The 13,443-nt window shown below is 38.8% G+C and carries 15 protein-coding genes and 1 tRNA gene; 10 read left to right on the top strand and 6 right to left on the bottom strand.

Annotation, left to right across the window (positions count from 1 at the left end):
* Positions 1 to 42 precede the first annotated feature (42 nt).
* Complete coding sequence (gene ypfJ, locus BBP83_RS11625; protein ID WP_068888724.1) at positions 43 to 948, top strand: KPN_02809 family neutral zinc metallopeptidase; 906 nt, start codon at positions 43 to 45, stop codon at positions 946 to 948.
* 52 nt (positions 949 to 1,000) lie between these two features.
* On the opposite strand, the gene BBP83_RS11620 is transcribed toward ypfJ, so the two are convergent.
* Positions 1,001 to 1,555, bottom strand: coding sequence for a hypothetical protein (locus tag BBP83_RS11620; protein ID WP_068888722.1), 555 nt, complete (start codon positions 1,553 to 1,555; stop codon positions 1,001 to 1,003).
* Positions 1,556 to 1,698: 143 nt separating this feature from the next.
* Between BBP83_RS11620 and BBP83_RS15335 the strand changes: the two genes are divergently transcribed.
* Positions 1,699 to 1,863 carry a hypothetical protein gene (locus BBP83_RS15335; RefSeq protein ID WP_171258097.1) on the top strand — a complete coding sequence of 55 codons (165 nt, stop codon included), beginning with the start codon at positions 1,699 to 1,701 and terminating at the stop codon, positions 1,861 to 1,863.
* 217 nt (positions 1,864 to 2,080) lie between these two features.
* Positions 2,081 to 2,395, top strand: coding sequence for an MGMT family protein (locus BBP83_RS11615; RefSeq protein WP_068888720.1), 315 nt, complete (start codon positions 2,081 to 2,083; stop codon positions 2,393 to 2,395).
* Between the two features lie 40 nt (positions 2,396 to 2,435).
* Here the strand turns inward: BBP83_RS11615 and BBP83_RS11610 are convergent, their stop codons facing one another.
* On the bottom strand, positions 2,436 to 2,876 hold the full coding sequence (locus BBP83_RS11610) for a universal stress protein (RefSeq protein ID WP_068888718.1): 441 nt from the start codon (positions 2,874 to 2,876) through the stop codon (positions 2,436 to 2,438).
* A gap of 309 nt (positions 2,877 to 3,185) precedes the next feature.
* Positions 3,186 to 3,593, bottom strand: a complete 408-nt coding sequence (locus BBP83_RS11605; RefSeq protein WP_068888716.1) for a hypothetical protein — start codon at positions 3,591 to 3,593, stop codon at positions 3,186 to 3,188.
* A gap of 180 nt (positions 3,594 to 3,773) precedes the next feature.
* Between BBP83_RS11605 and BBP83_RS11600 the strand changes: the two genes are divergently transcribed.
* Positions 3,774 to 3,850, top strand: a tRNA-Met gene (locus tag BBP83_RS11600).
* 213 nt (positions 3,851 to 4,063) lie between these two features.
* Here BBP83_RS11600 and BBP83_RS11595 read toward each other — a convergent pair.
* The gene (locus BBP83_RS11595) at positions 4,064 to 5,689 is read right to left on the bottom strand and encodes an NAD+ synthase (protein WP_068888715.1); all 1,626 of its coding nucleotides are present in this window, start codon (positions 5,687 to 5,689) and stop codon (positions 4,064 to 4,066) included.
* 386 nt (positions 5,690 to 6,075) lie between these two features.
* The gene (locus tag BBP83_RS11590) at positions 6,076 to 6,564 is read right to left on the bottom strand and encodes a hypothetical protein (RefSeq protein ID WP_068888713.1); all 489 of its coding nucleotides are present in this window, start codon (positions 6,562 to 6,564) and stop codon (positions 6,076 to 6,078) included.
* Positions 6,565 to 6,882: 318 nt separating this feature from the next.
* On the opposite strand from BBP83_RS11590, the gene BBP83_RS11585 reads away from it, so the two are divergent.
* The 4 genes from BBP83_RS11585 to BBP83_RS11575 are packed head-to-tail and all read left to right on the top strand — an operon-like array spanning position 6,883 to position 10,316.
* A complete protein-coding gene (locus BBP83_RS11585; protein WP_068888711.1) occupies positions 6,883 to 7,839 on the top strand; it encodes a metal-dependent hydrolase in 957 nt (318 codons plus the stop codon).
* Between the two features lie 19 nt (positions 7,840 to 7,858).
* Positions 7,859 to 8,719: an SDR family NAD(P)-dependent oxidoreductase gene (locus tag BBP83_RS11580; protein WP_068888709.1), complete on the top strand. Its 861-nt coding sequence runs from the start codon at positions 7,859 to 7,861 to the stop codon at positions 8,717 to 8,719.
* Positions 8,716 to 8,964 (top strand): hypothetical protein, encoded by a 249-nt coding sequence (locus BBP83_RS15210; protein ID WP_141689982.1) that lies wholly within the window; start codon positions 8,716 to 8,718, stop codon positions 8,962 to 8,964. Before BBP83_RS11580 ends, BBP83_RS15210 begins: the two co-directional genes overlap by 4 nt.
* Positions 8,850 to 10,316 (top strand): flavin-containing monooxygenase, encoded by a 1,467-nt coding sequence (locus BBP83_RS11575; RefSeq protein WP_068888707.1) that lies wholly within the window; start codon positions 8,850 to 8,852, stop codon positions 10,314 to 10,316. The genes BBP83_RS15210 and BBP83_RS11575 overlap by 115 nt, the downstream gene beginning before the upstream one ends.
* A 66-nt stretch (positions 10,317 to 10,382) precedes the next feature.
* On the opposite strand, the gene gltA is transcribed toward BBP83_RS11575, so the two are convergent.
* Complete coding sequence (gene gltA, locus BBP83_RS11570; RefSeq protein WP_068888705.1) at positions 10,383 to 11,660, bottom strand: citrate synthase; 1,278 nt, start codon at positions 11,658 to 11,660, stop codon at positions 10,383 to 10,385.
* Between the two features lie 1,018 nt (positions 11,661 to 12,678).
* On the opposite strand from gltA, the gene sdhC reads away from it, so the two are divergent.
* Together sdhC and sdhD are read left to right on the top strand one after the other, a co-directional pair.
* Positions 12,679 to 13,077, top strand: a complete 399-nt coding sequence (gene sdhC / locus BBP83_RS11565) for a succinate dehydrogenase, cytochrome b556 subunit (RefSeq protein ID WP_078055440.1) — start codon at positions 12,679 to 12,681, stop codon at positions 13,075 to 13,077.
* Positions 13,077 to 13,442, top strand: a complete 366-nt coding sequence (gene sdhD, locus BBP83_RS11560; protein ID WP_068888701.1) for a succinate dehydrogenase, hydrophobic membrane anchor protein — start codon at positions 13,077 to 13,079, stop codon at positions 13,440 to 13,442. The genes sdhC and sdhD overlap by 1 nt, the downstream gene beginning before the upstream one ends.
* Position 13,443: the final 1 nt, after the last annotated feature.

Raw genomic sequence — 13,443 nt, 5'->3', positions numbered from 1 at the left:
GTTTTAGCCAGATCAATCAAAAACTAAAAAAGGATACTTACTATGCGTTGGAAAGGACGTCGAGTCAGCACGAATGTTGAAGATCGCCGTGGCGGAGGCGGTGCCAAAGCAGGCGGTATTAGTATTTTAGGTTTAGTCGTGGCATTTGTGGCATGGAAGTTTTTTGGGGTTGACCCACAGCAGGCCTATCAGGCCACTAAACAAGTGACGCAGCAAACTGCTGGCGTGGAAACCAAAGGATTAGATCAGCCAACACCCGATCAGCAAGAAGCGATGGATTTTGTGGGAACGGTTTTGGCAGATACTGAAGATACGTGGACGCAAGTTTTCAAAAGTCAGTTAAATGCTCAATATGTACCACCAAAATTAGTGATGTTTAGTGGTACGGTGAATTCAGGTTGTGGTACAGCGCAGGCCGCTATGGGGCCATTTTATTGCCCAGCAGATCGGAAAGTGTATATAGATACAACTTTCTTTAAGGATATGCGTACACAAATGGGCATTGGGGGTGAGCAAAATCAGACTGAATTGTCACGTCAAGATCAGGCAGGGGATTTTGCCCAAGCTTATGTGGTTGCCCATGAGGTCGGACATCACATTCAAACGCTGTTAGGTATTTCAGAACAAGTACAAAAAGCCCGTGCACAAGCCAGTAAAGCACAGGCGAATCATCTTTCTGTTTTGCAGGAATTACAGGCCGATTGTTTGGCGGGTATTTGGGCCAATCATAATCAGCAAAGGACACAATTCCTTGAACAAGGCGATGTGGAAGAGGCGATGGATGCAGCGCATAAAATTGGCGATGACTATTTGCAAAAGAGCGCAACAGGTCAAGTGGTGCCAGACAGCTTTACCCACGGAACCAGTCAACAACGTATGACATGGTTTAAGAAAGGCTTAACATCAGGCCGAATTGATAGCTGTGATACGTTTAATAATCCTGTTTAATTTAAACGAAAATAAAAAAGAGGATATGGCATCCTCTTTTTTATATATTCCATTATTTATTTAGAAAGCTTTTGAAATTTCGAAGGATGCGAATACTGACATACAGTGCTGCGAGTGCAAATAAACCCACCCCAAAAACCACATATTTTAAGTTTGCAACATCTTCAAGATAGAACTGTTTAATTTGATGTTCAGGATAATTGAGCGTTTTAGCTTGCTGTGTCCGACTGTCAGTAAATGCAACATTTTGAATATATTTAAAATTGCCTACGTGGACTAAATCGAGGGTTTGAATTTGACGTGTTTGCTGTTTGTTGTATTCATCGAGGCAAATATTGGGGTATTGGGCACAGTTAATTTTGGCAATATAACCATTTTGCGCAATTAAAATGTAGATGCTCTGATCTGGTTTTTGATTATTGGATAGCAATACCAATTGCTGTTGTGCGGTCGATGTTAAATGAACTTTTTTGGCTTGCGTAAAATTTTGCTCTGCGTGGAAAATTTCATAAGCCTTAGATAGGCACGTGAGCAGTAATGCTGCTGTGATAATAAAAATGACGGCAGCAAAAAAAATGCGGAAAGTAAGCTTAATAGTCTGATGCATAAGAAAAGAATGTGCTGAAAAGGCCAAGAAGGATGCATGAGAAATATGCAAGGATCTGTATGTTAGCGCATCTTAAATAAAATTGTGAAATAAACTGAAATGATGCAAGTGATGGCGGTGGGGAATCGAAAGCAATCAGTCTAATGGCATCGAATGCTGTGGTAGATGCATTGGATAATTTGGTCACTGCAAATATTAATTTCGCTTCTCCTATTGAAGAAACACGTACAACTGAATTTTTAAAAAACAGTAGCTTAATTAATATCGGGCCTAAAACGCATATAGGTTACTTCAGTATCAGCGAATAAGAAGTTGCCGATGCCATAATTAATGTATCTACTGGGTCATTAGTGAATTTGTTCGATAAAGTTGAATTAATAACCTTGAAGCATACTGATATCACGCTACAGGACTTATTGGATAATCAATAGTTGTTATTTTAATTGAATGATTTTGCTTTAAGATGAGAGAGCCTACGGGTTCTCTTTTTTATACTTGAATCTATTTGAAAAGGAATGAGCCGACATGCAAAGCAAAGAGCTTGCGCAATATATTTTGACTGTTGTCAGTTTAATTCCTGTGGGGAAGGTTGCAACGTATGGACAAATTGCACAACTTGCAGGTTTACCTAAGCATGCACGTTTAGTGGGCTATGTTTTAAAACATATGGATGAAGACGTAGATTTACCATGGCATCGCGTAATGAATAGTCAAGGTAAAATAAGCCTAAATAAATTGGATGAAAGCGCTAATAATATTCAGCAACAAAAATTATTAGAAGAGGGTGTTGTGGTAATTGCAGGCAAAGTCGATTTGAAAAAATATCAATGGAAAGGCTGAGTCCTTCAACATGGAATATTAAAGGACTCTCAGGACATATTTATTTACGGATAATCAGAACTGGAATATCAGATGCACCTAATACGCTTTGAGCAACACTACCTAAGAAAAATTTCTTAATCCCTGTTCGGCCATGAGAGCCAATCACAATCAAGTCAGCTTGCACATCTTGTGCTGCTTTCGCAATTTCTGCATGTACCACTTGGCCTTCAAGTAATTTTGTTTCAACGTCAATACCACTGGCATTAAATTTTGCTTTCACATCATTTAAGGTTTCTAAAATAGAGGTACGGGCGCGTTCAATGAGATCATTGGTTTGCGATGCAGAAATATACTCAGCGGCAATATATGGGTCGAGTACTAAAACTTGAACAACGGTAATTTTACTGTTAAATGCCTTTGCAAATTCTGCAGCTTGAGTAACCGCAGCGTAAGAAGTTTCTGAACCATCAACGGGAACTAAGATATTTTGAAAAGCCATGTAAATTCTCCTTATTGTTTAAACATTTTATAAGCAGTCGCTAAGTTGTACTGTATAAAAAATAACTGCCTTAGCTCGATCATAGCGCGAAATAAAAATAAAGAAAACCTAGTGAATTCATACGAATATTTTTAGTAAAGTATACGTAAATTAAGAAATATTAATGGTTTATTGAACTTATAAACACATTTGAAATGTCTTGTTGATATTCATTTACCACTAAAGTTCTAGTGCGATGGCAGGTGAGTCCTTTAAGTCATCAAAAAATGGGCGGATAGCGTATATTTGTAAGCGTATAAAACCTCATTGCTAATCACATTGGATTGATTTTTTATCTAATTTTATCATCGGTGCAAGCTGTTGGTATTCTTTCAGAACTTGCTCTTTATCTTCGCCAAAAATTTGTAGTTGAAGCTGTTGAATTTTTTTCTGACTAAGATGTAAATTTGCACAATGCATGGCGACGGCATTTTCTTTAGCCACCGCTAAACGTTCTGAATCTGACAGTTTAGAGAAACCATTAATTTCTTGTTGTGCTTTACTTAATTGTACCAAACTACGCTTTTGTTGCATGTTTAGCAGGGTTTTTGAGTTAATCCATTTGGCAACGTCCATGCGTACGCCATTATAGTCGACAAAAATAGGTGAAATTAGCTGACAGCCTGAAAGACTCAGCCCAAGGAATATACTACAAAGTAATGAGTATGGAAGTTTCAAAGTAATCACCTCTTAAATAACATTCTAATTTTCAAATAAAGAGATCAAAAAAACCATCTTAAATTGTAAATTTGTTCATTTTTTAATTGCTTAATGCGGGTTTGATTAAACGGTGAGCATTTGAGGCTAAAAAAACTTGACGGTCGTTATGTAAATTTAGATAATGCGCACACAGTTTAAGGCTATGTAGCTCAGTTGGTTAGAGCACCGCACTCATAATGCGGGGGTCACAGGTTCAAGTCCCGTCATAGCCACCATTTTAAAAGACCAAGCTCTCAGCTTGGTCTCTTTTTTTGTCTGATGAAAAGTGATTCGCTTGTTTATGATACAGCGCGTTCATACTTGCTCATGCTTTTATCTTAGAAATTTCGAAAATAATTCCGAATGTTGTACTGCCTGATCATTTTGATGGGGATGGGGTATAAAAAAACTCAAACCGAAGTTTGAGTTTTTTTATCTTTAAACGAGGTTTAAATACCTGGTTTCCAACCATTCACTATTGGGTAGCGACGTTCACGACTGAAAGCACGTGAACTAATACGCGGGCCAATGGCACCTTGACGGCGTTTGTATTCGTTGGAATCGACCAAACGAATAACTTTAGCCACAGTTTCTGCGTCAAAACCTTTGGCAATAATATCGTCTTGACTCATATCTTCTTCAATATAAGCATACAAAATCGCATCGAGTAAATCATAAGCAGGTAATGAGTCTTGATCAGTTTGATCTGGACGTAATTCTGCAGAAGGTGGACGAGTAATCACACGTTCAGGAATAACAGGCTTGTCTGAAATGCTATTACGGTATTTTGCCAATTCAAATACGATGGTTTTATACACGTCTTTAAGTACAGCATAACCGCCGACCATGTCGCCGTACAATGTGCAGTAACCCACAGCAAGTTCAGACTTGTTGCCTGTCGATAACACCAAATTACCAAACTTGTTGGAAAGTGCCATGAGCAAAGTGCCACGTGAACGTGCTTGTAGGTTTTCTTCCGTTGCATCGGCTGGCGCATTGCCAAAGAAAGGGAATAAGGTTTGCATAAAGCCAGAAACCACTGGGCTAATGTCAGCGATACCAAAAGTTACGCCCATATTTTTCGCTTGTTCAGCAGCATCTTCTACACTGATTTGCGCAGTGTAAGTGTACGGCATCATAACAGCTTGAACTTTTTCAGGGCCAATGGCATCGGCAGCAATTGCCAGTGTTAATGCTGAATCAATTCCGCCAGATAAACCTAAAATAACCCCAGAAAAACCTGAACGTTGTACATAGTCACGGGTTGCCATTACTAAGCTTTGATAGATTTCAGCCATGGTGTCTAAAACAGGCATAATCGTGCCCACTTTAAAGGCTTTCTCTGCGACATCGTATTCAGCGATATGTAGCTCTTCTTTGAAGCTTGAGGCTTGTACAATGACTTGACCATCTTTCGCAATCACAAAGCTGGTGCCATCGAAGATTAAATCATCTTGACCACCAACTTGGTTGCAATAGACCAAGTTCAAATGCATTTGTTTGGCTAGTGCCGACATGGTCTCAATACGATGCTGTGGTTTACCCACTTCATATGGGGACGCATTTAAAACCAAAGCCGTTTCTACATTTAACTGCGCTAACTGCTGTACGGTTGGTAAAGACCAAGCGTCTTCACAGATAAGCACACCAAATTTATGACCGAGATATTCAAAAACTAAATGCTGATGACCTTCACTGAAGTAGCGCTTTTCATCAAAAACGCTGTAATTCGGCAAGTTTTGTTTGTTGTAAATACCTAAAACCTGCCCATCTTTCATGACCGCAGCCGAGTTATAGCGCTGTCCATCTTCAGTTTGATTTACAAAACCAAAAACAAGAACAATGTCTTTTACTTCTGCTAATTTCTCAAAAGCTTGTTTAGTGCGTTTGTTTAAACTTGGGCGAAGCAATAAGTCTTCTGCAGGATAACCTACAGTTGAGAGTTCTGGAAAAACAATAATATCGGCATTTTGTTTTTTCGCTTCATTTGCCTGTTCCAGCATTTTTTCAGCATTTGCCGTTAAGTTGCCAGTATCTGGAGAGAATTGAGCAAGTGCAATTTTAAAACTATTCATTCCGACTAAGTCCTATTCCTATAGGGGTGAACACACTTAAATACTGATTTTTTATCGTTATAATTATTCAGCAACGTGCATTTTGATACTAAAAAGAGTGCCTGAATGGCCTAAATAAAAACATCATCAAAATTATGATATAAAACCAATTTTTGCGCAGTATACAAATTTAATGCTAGAGCTATTTTAGCTGAGTTGGACTCAGATACTAGTGGCAATTCCAGATTTTTCTATACTAAGCACAGATGGTACGGTTTTAAGGATGTATCGAGTTGAATATACAGCTTTATCTTGTTGAAGAATACATCAGAAGCGTGAATTTAAGCTTAATTTTAAAAACATATTTTTCGGGGAGTGAACAGGGGATGTATTTAAAAAGTTCTGAATTATGGTTTTAATATAATGTTGCGAATACGTTTAAAAAAAATGTCGCGGGCAATGTCGCCTTGTTGTTCTATGTTGTAGTCAAAAAAGGCTTTATTGGCTTTGAGTTTATAAATATAAGGATTGTATTTACGAAAACTTAAGAAAAAAGCACTTTGTAAAAGTGCACCACGCAGAAATACATGAATATGTTGTTGATATTGATAAATATGCGCCATCTCATGAATGAATAGCCCTTGATAAGCAGGACTTTCACGTGAGTAGTCTTGGCTGTAATTGGGTGATCGTGCATGAATATAGCCACGGGGTGCCATCACCACATGTTTGGCTTGCCATGGTAAATAAGGGTGATTCATCACTTTAACCGTGCTGTAGTCAATTAAATCTGCAAATACGGTTTTACACAATGAGATTTCGCCCGCAGTTAAATTGCGACATTGAAAACGTTCTAATTTTAATAATCGAATAACAAGCGGAAAAAAATAATACATAAAGAAAATAACAATAAGAACTTATCTTTAAGATAGCAAACTTCTGTCGGTGTGGTTTTTTAAAAGCGTTAAATTTCGCAACTGCGACTAAAAAACAGGCTGACCCGCATTGATATGAATCTGGCATATTGTGCGTAGTTATCGGATGTTTTGTAAGACAATTTTTAGTGTCGGTAGTATTTGCCAATTCAAAGACCCTTTTTGCAAATGGCAATGATTCAGGCATGGATTACTTTTTTAAGATCACTCTGAGTCGCAAGAGCGCTTGGGTAGTCTATTTTTCGCAAAGTGGATGCGAACCTAAAAAGAGTAAAAGCTATGCAATTCATTCACCCCATAAAAAAAACATTCAACAAGGTGTTTGCGCTTTCGCAGTTCGATGCGCAAAAGCAATCTTCCATTATTCCTATTCGCCACATGAATTTTGATTTTGAGTCGGCAAAGATTGATCCCAAATTTTATATGAATGCTGAGCTTGCCAGTGCTTATTTTGCCTCATTATCCATTTTTTTGACCTATGGTGAAGATTTGGTGATTGATACAGCACGTTATCATCGTGATTTACTTCAAGATGCGCGCTTAAAACAACGTGTAAGCTCACTGATTGGTCAGGAAGCGCTACATTCCAAACTGCATGAAGAACTCAATGATGCCTACATGGAAAAAGACTTGCCCGTAAAGCTGTTTAGGACTTTGGCAGGATGGGTGTTTGACTATGGTTTTAATCGTTTACCACAACCAATGAAGTTGTCCTTAATGGCTGGTATTGAGCATTTTACAGCCGTATTGGCTGAATACATGATGAATCATGAGCAGGTATTTTTTAGCTCACAAGATGAAAAGCAACGCGCTATTTGGATGTGGCACATGTTGGAAGAATCAGAACATAAAGATATTGCTTATGATGTCTTCCAAAATCTTTCGAATAATTATGCGCTACGTATAGCAGGTTTTTTTCCTGCCTTAATCACCATTTTAGTGCTGATTTCAGCGGCATCGCTATTGGTGCCATTTTACCGAGAACCTAAAAATTTAATTCGTTGGCAATATTGGAAAGATATGCCCCGTAGTTTTCAGCTGATTTTCGGTTTGAAAGATGGCGTATATGGCAGTAGTTGGAAACATATTTTTGATTATTTACGTCCAAGTTTTCATCCGAATGATTACGATACTTCTGATTTTTTAGCCTATTACAAAGAACGCTTATTAAATGCAGATAATGGCGTGCTTGCCCCTTATTTTGTTAAAGAATTTACACCTACACTAAAAGTATAAAAATAAAAGAGGATTAGTTATGGGATTTTTTTCTAAGAAAATTGCACCCAGTCAGCAAGCGTATGCTGTCGTTACAGGCGCGGGTAGTGGAATTGGCCGTAGTTTTGCAATGGAATTAGCACGTCGTGGAGGCACGGTGGTTTGTGCCGATATTCATCTTGAAACAGCGCAAGAAACGGTCAACCTAATTCAATCACTTACCTCATCGAATGCTTACGCCGTGCAATGTGATGTAGGGCTGAAGGAGGATGTGAAGGCTTTGGCGGAACAGGCAGAGCAACTATTGGGTCATCCTGTGACCTTGCTGATTAATAATGCAGGTGTGGGTTTGGGTGGGAAATTTGATGAAGTGAGTTTAGAGGATTGGCAATGGTGTATGCATGTCAACCTTTGGGGAGTCATTCATGGTTGCCACTATTTTGTGCCTCAATTTAAACAGCAAGGTTTTGGCGCTATAATTAATGTAGCTTCGGCTGCGGGTTTTACTGCTGCGCCTGAAATGACTGCATATAACGTGACCAAAGCCAGTGTGTTGGCTTTGTCTGAAACACTATCGGCTGAATTACGCAGTGCCAATATTCGTGTCAATGTGTTGTGTCCGACATTGGTGCCAACCAATATTATGAAAAATGGACGCTTACCGAAAAGTTATTCAGGTTTGGCGGATCAATTACTGATGAATCATGCTTTTATCGATAGTGATCAAGTGGCAAAAAAAACGCTCAATCAGCTTGATGCCAACAAGCTGTACACTATACCGCAGCCTGATGCTAAATTATTTTGGTGGATGAAACGAATTTCGCCACAACTGTATGCTAAGTTATTGGGCGTTGGATATCCCTTATTTAATACTTATATTAAAAAAGTGGGGGCTTCATGATGAATATGCCGACTTCATTAGATACCGAAAATTTATCAGATACAGGGTCTAAAACGACAGAAAAAACCTCTGTAAAAAAAACCATTGCTAAGCGTCGTGCTAAAGCGACAGAACAGCAAAAAGAAGATGTATATTATCTGCTAAAACAAAAACCTATGACACAATTGTGGTTGGTGCAGGGATATCGGGTATTGCGACCGCACATAAGTTACAGCAAGTTGGCTATGATCATTATGTCGTGTTAGAAAAAGCCAGTCGCGTTGGTGGCACATGGCGTGAAAATACCTATCCGGGCTGTGGATGTGATGTGCCCTCTGCGCTGTATTCGTTTTCTTTTGCGCCAAGTTATGAGTGGAGCAATCTGTTTGCTAAACAACCTGAAATTCTCAATTATCTTGAAAAAGTTGTGCAGATATTTCAACTACAAGAAAAAATTCTTCTGAACCATGAATTACTCGATGCCACATGGCAAGAAAAGCAACAGTGTTGGAAGCTTCAGACATCTCAAGGGGATTTTTGGGCTAAAACCGTGGTGTTTGGCACTGGGCCAATTACTGAACCTTCAATGCCAAAACTCAAAGGTATTGAAAGCTTTCAGGGTGAAATATTTCATTCTGCACGTTGGAATCATGACTATGATTTAACAGGTAAGCGAGTGGCTGTCATTGGTACAGGTGCATCGGCAATTCAGTTTGTGCCACAAATTCAGCCCTTGGTAAAACAACTTTATGTCTTTCAGCGCACAGCACCGTGGGTGTTGCCAAAAGCAGATATGACACTCAACAGTTCAGCAAAAAGTTTGATTACGCAATTTCCACAGATTCAAAGGTTATGGCGCGGTACGGTCGCGCAAATATTGAATGGGATAAATTTCGGTTTACGTCATCCTCAGGCTTTAGCACCCATTAATTTCTTGGGGAAACAGCTTTTAAAACTACAGATTCAAGATCACGTATTACGTGAAGCGGTCACGCCCAATTTTGATATAGGTTGTAAGCGTTTATTATTTGCCAATAATTATTATCCTGCACTACAACAGTCAAATACAGACTTAATTCCACATGGTTTGGTGGAGGTACAGGGCAATACACTCATTGCATCGAATGGTCAGCAACATGAGGTGGATGTGATTATTTGGGGGACAGGCTTTGAAGTGTCGCATCCACCTATTGGTAAGCGAGTGCGTAATAACAAAGGACAGTTGCTGTCGGAGCTGTGGAAAAATAGTTCTCCAGAAGCTTATTTAGGGGCAAGTATTGCAGATGTGCCGAATGCATTTTTAATTTTGGGCCCGAGTATTTTGGTATACGATTCATTTATTGGAATTGCAGAAGCACAGGTCGACTATATTGTAAGTGGTCTTTTACAGATGAAAGAGTATCAATTTACCAAGTTTAATGTGAAACCCAAAGTCATCAAACAACACAATGAGCAAGTGCAAAAGCATTTACAGACCACAGTATTTAACAGTGGCGGTTGTAAAAGTTATTATTTAGATGAAAATGGCAAAAATTTTGCTGCTTGGCCATGGTCTTTAGCTACATTAAAAAGTCGCTTAAAACAACTCAATTTAAAAGATTATGATTTAGAGTTTTGATGAAAATTTGAGATATAAAAAAACCGCCATAAAGGCGGTTTTTTTATATCGGATCATTCTTTCGAATTAACGACCTTGGATATCGCGCTGCGTTTCGCCAGTGTAAAGCTGACGAGGACGGCCGATTTTGTAAGGACCGCTGTGCATTTCTAACCAGTGGCTGATCCAACCAACAGTACGTGCAAGCGCGAAAATAACAGTAAACATTTCTGTTGGGATACCAATCGCTTTAAGGATGATACCTGAGTAGAAGTCTACGTTAGGATATAGGTTACGTTTGATGAAGTATTCATCAGACAACGCAATGCGTTCAAGTTCCATTGCAAGCGCAAGTTGAGGATCGTTGATACCAAGCGCGCTAAGCACTTCGTCGCAAGTCTCTTTCATTACTTTTGCACGTGGATCGAAGTTTTTGTAAACACGATGACCGAAGCCCATCAGTTTAACTTCTTTAGTTTTCACTTTTTCCATGAAGCCAGCAACGTTTTCTACAGTGCCGATTTCATCAAGCATCTTAAGAACAGCTTCGTTCGCGCCACCGTGAGCAGGGCCCCAAAGTGCAGAGATACCAGCAGCGATACATGCATAAGGGTTAGCGCCAGTAGAACCAGCTAAACGTACTGTAGACGTTGACGCATTTTGTTCATGGTCAGCATGAAGCGTAAAGATACGATCCATTGCTTTTGCAAGAATAGGGTTAACTTTGTAGTCTTTGTCTGCAGGTGTAGCAAACATCATGTACAAGAAGTTTTCAGCGTAGCTTAAGTCGTTACGCGGATACATGAATGGTTGGCCAACAGTATATTTGTAGCTCCACGCAGCAAGCGTAGGAACTTTAGCAATTAAACGAATTGCTGTAATTTCACGGTGATCAACATTTTCAATGTCTAAGTTGTTGTGATAGAACGCAGAAAGCGCACCAACTACACCAACCATAATCGCCATTGGGTGAGCATCACGGCGGAAACCGTTGAAGAAACGGCTAACTTGATCGTGAACCATGGTGTGGTTACGAACTTTAGCATCAAACTCTTCTTTTTGTTCAGGAGTAGGAAGCTCGCCATTTAGCAATAAATAGCAAGTTTCTAAGTAATCTGCTTTAGTCGCTAACTGGTCAATTGGGTAACCACGGTGTAAAAGAACACCTTTGTTGCCGTCAATGAAAGTGATTTTAGACTCGCATGCTGCAGTAGCCATAAAACCAGGATCAAAAGTGAAGTGACCTGCGGCCAATACATCTTTAACGTCGATTACATCTGGGCCCAATGTGCCGCTGTAAATTGGTAAGTCAATTTCTTTGCCATCAAGCTGTAAAACGGCTTTCTTGCCAGTTGCTTCAGACATGCAATAGATCTCCTGTCCTGGTGAATGTTTTTCTGACTCGCAGTGCTAATCTTTTAATACACGAATCAGACGGATCAAAAATTTGCTCTAAGATTAGAGAGAACTGAAATTTTGTCAATTATACTTATGGATAAAGTGACTTTTACACAGATGTGGAGTCGAAAATTATTCCGGTAAAAACTGAATAAAATCACAGCACCGGATCAGTATAATAAGTTAAATTGTTCACTAGGTGCAGTAGGGGGATGCTTTGCTGCTTCAATTGTAAGCAATTTTTAATTGATAAAACCTATGAGTGCCTAGCAGATACTAAGAGGGTTTGTTGCTTAAATTGTTATAAATTTCGTAACTTACAGTGCTTTGGCTTTTGTGAGTGATGTATTCTTATTCATATTAAAAAGCGATAAGTCCCTGTTGTTTAAAAGTCTGTTTGGTTAAAAAATGACTCATTGAGGTGTGGGTTTTGATTGTTTTTTAATCTGTGTTGGTTGTTGAATGGTGATTTTTGCTGTTTATCTATGCAGGTTTTTCATGTTTAAGAAAGTTATGCACAAACTAAGTGTTTATTTCGCTTCATGATATTAAATAATTATTATTTTAAATAAATACTGAACATTTATTTTTTAAATAAGAGATTGGTAAATATTCTATGCGGTTATAAAATAAAAAGGGATTTAAAGGGTTGTCTTTGTTCATCTTTAGTCTAAATTTTAAAAAAACATTCTAATACGAAAAACCATTCAGCACATTTTAATTTAATATTGTAAAACCAATAACATAGTCTATTTTTGATAGAGTTTTTTTGTCTTGTGAAGCGCAATATTGTTGTTAATGATTCTTATTTAAGGCTTTTTTGTGATATTAAGCAAATGCCATTGTTTGTATTTTGATAGTTCACGTTTTATAATTCAGTGTCGTTAAACGTTTGACCACTATTTTTGGTATATATTGGTCGGACAATGCCAGCTTTCCTTCGAATTAATTCCAACAAACTCCGGATGGAGTTTTTACTTACAGGATGCCCGCTGTGAAAAGCAACAGACCTGTCAATTTGTCCATGGGTCAAGTTTTAGAAGTAAACTTAAAATCCCCTGTGGCTATTGCATCAATTCTACACCGTCTTTCTGGTGTCATCGTATTTTTACTCGTACCGGTACTTTTGTGGCTTTTAGACAAATCATTGTCTTCACCAGAAGGTTTTGCTCAAGTTCAAGCAATCCTTGGTGGCTTCATTGTGCGCTTTGTCGTATGGGTATTTGTAGCTGGCTTAATTTTCCACTTTATTGCAGGTATTAAGCATTTACTTGCTGACCAAGGGATTGCCGAAGAACTGCAAAGTGGCCGAGTAGCATCTACTATCGCATTAATTTTGTCTGCAATCGGTATTGTTGCAGCATTTGTATGGATCGTACTCTAATGAAAAGTGCTACTGGTTTTTCGGGTTCAGGTTCTCGCGATTGGTTTATCCAGCGTTTGAGTGCTGTGGTATTAGCTGTTTATACCGTTGTGGTATTTGGTTGGATCCTTTGTAATGGCGGATTTAACTTTGAACAGTGGTATGGCTTTATGATGACATTACCAATGAAGATTTTATCTTTGTTGGCAGTCTTATCTCTAGTTGCGCATGCATGGATCGGTATGTGGCAAGTTTTCACAGATTATGTGACGACTCGCGCAATGGGTCCTGTTGCTTCAGGTTTACGCTTGGTGCTGACTTCAGCAGTGATTATTGCTGTATTTGCATACGCAATCTGGGCGATCCAGATTTTTTGGGCAAATTGAT

This window comes from Acinetobacter celticus (assembly GCF_001707755.1).
GTDB lineage: Bacteria > Pseudomonadota > Gammaproteobacteria > Pseudomonadales > Moraxellaceae > Acinetobacter > Acinetobacter celticus.
This window is presented reverse-complemented; position numbering and strand designations above follow the sequence as displayed.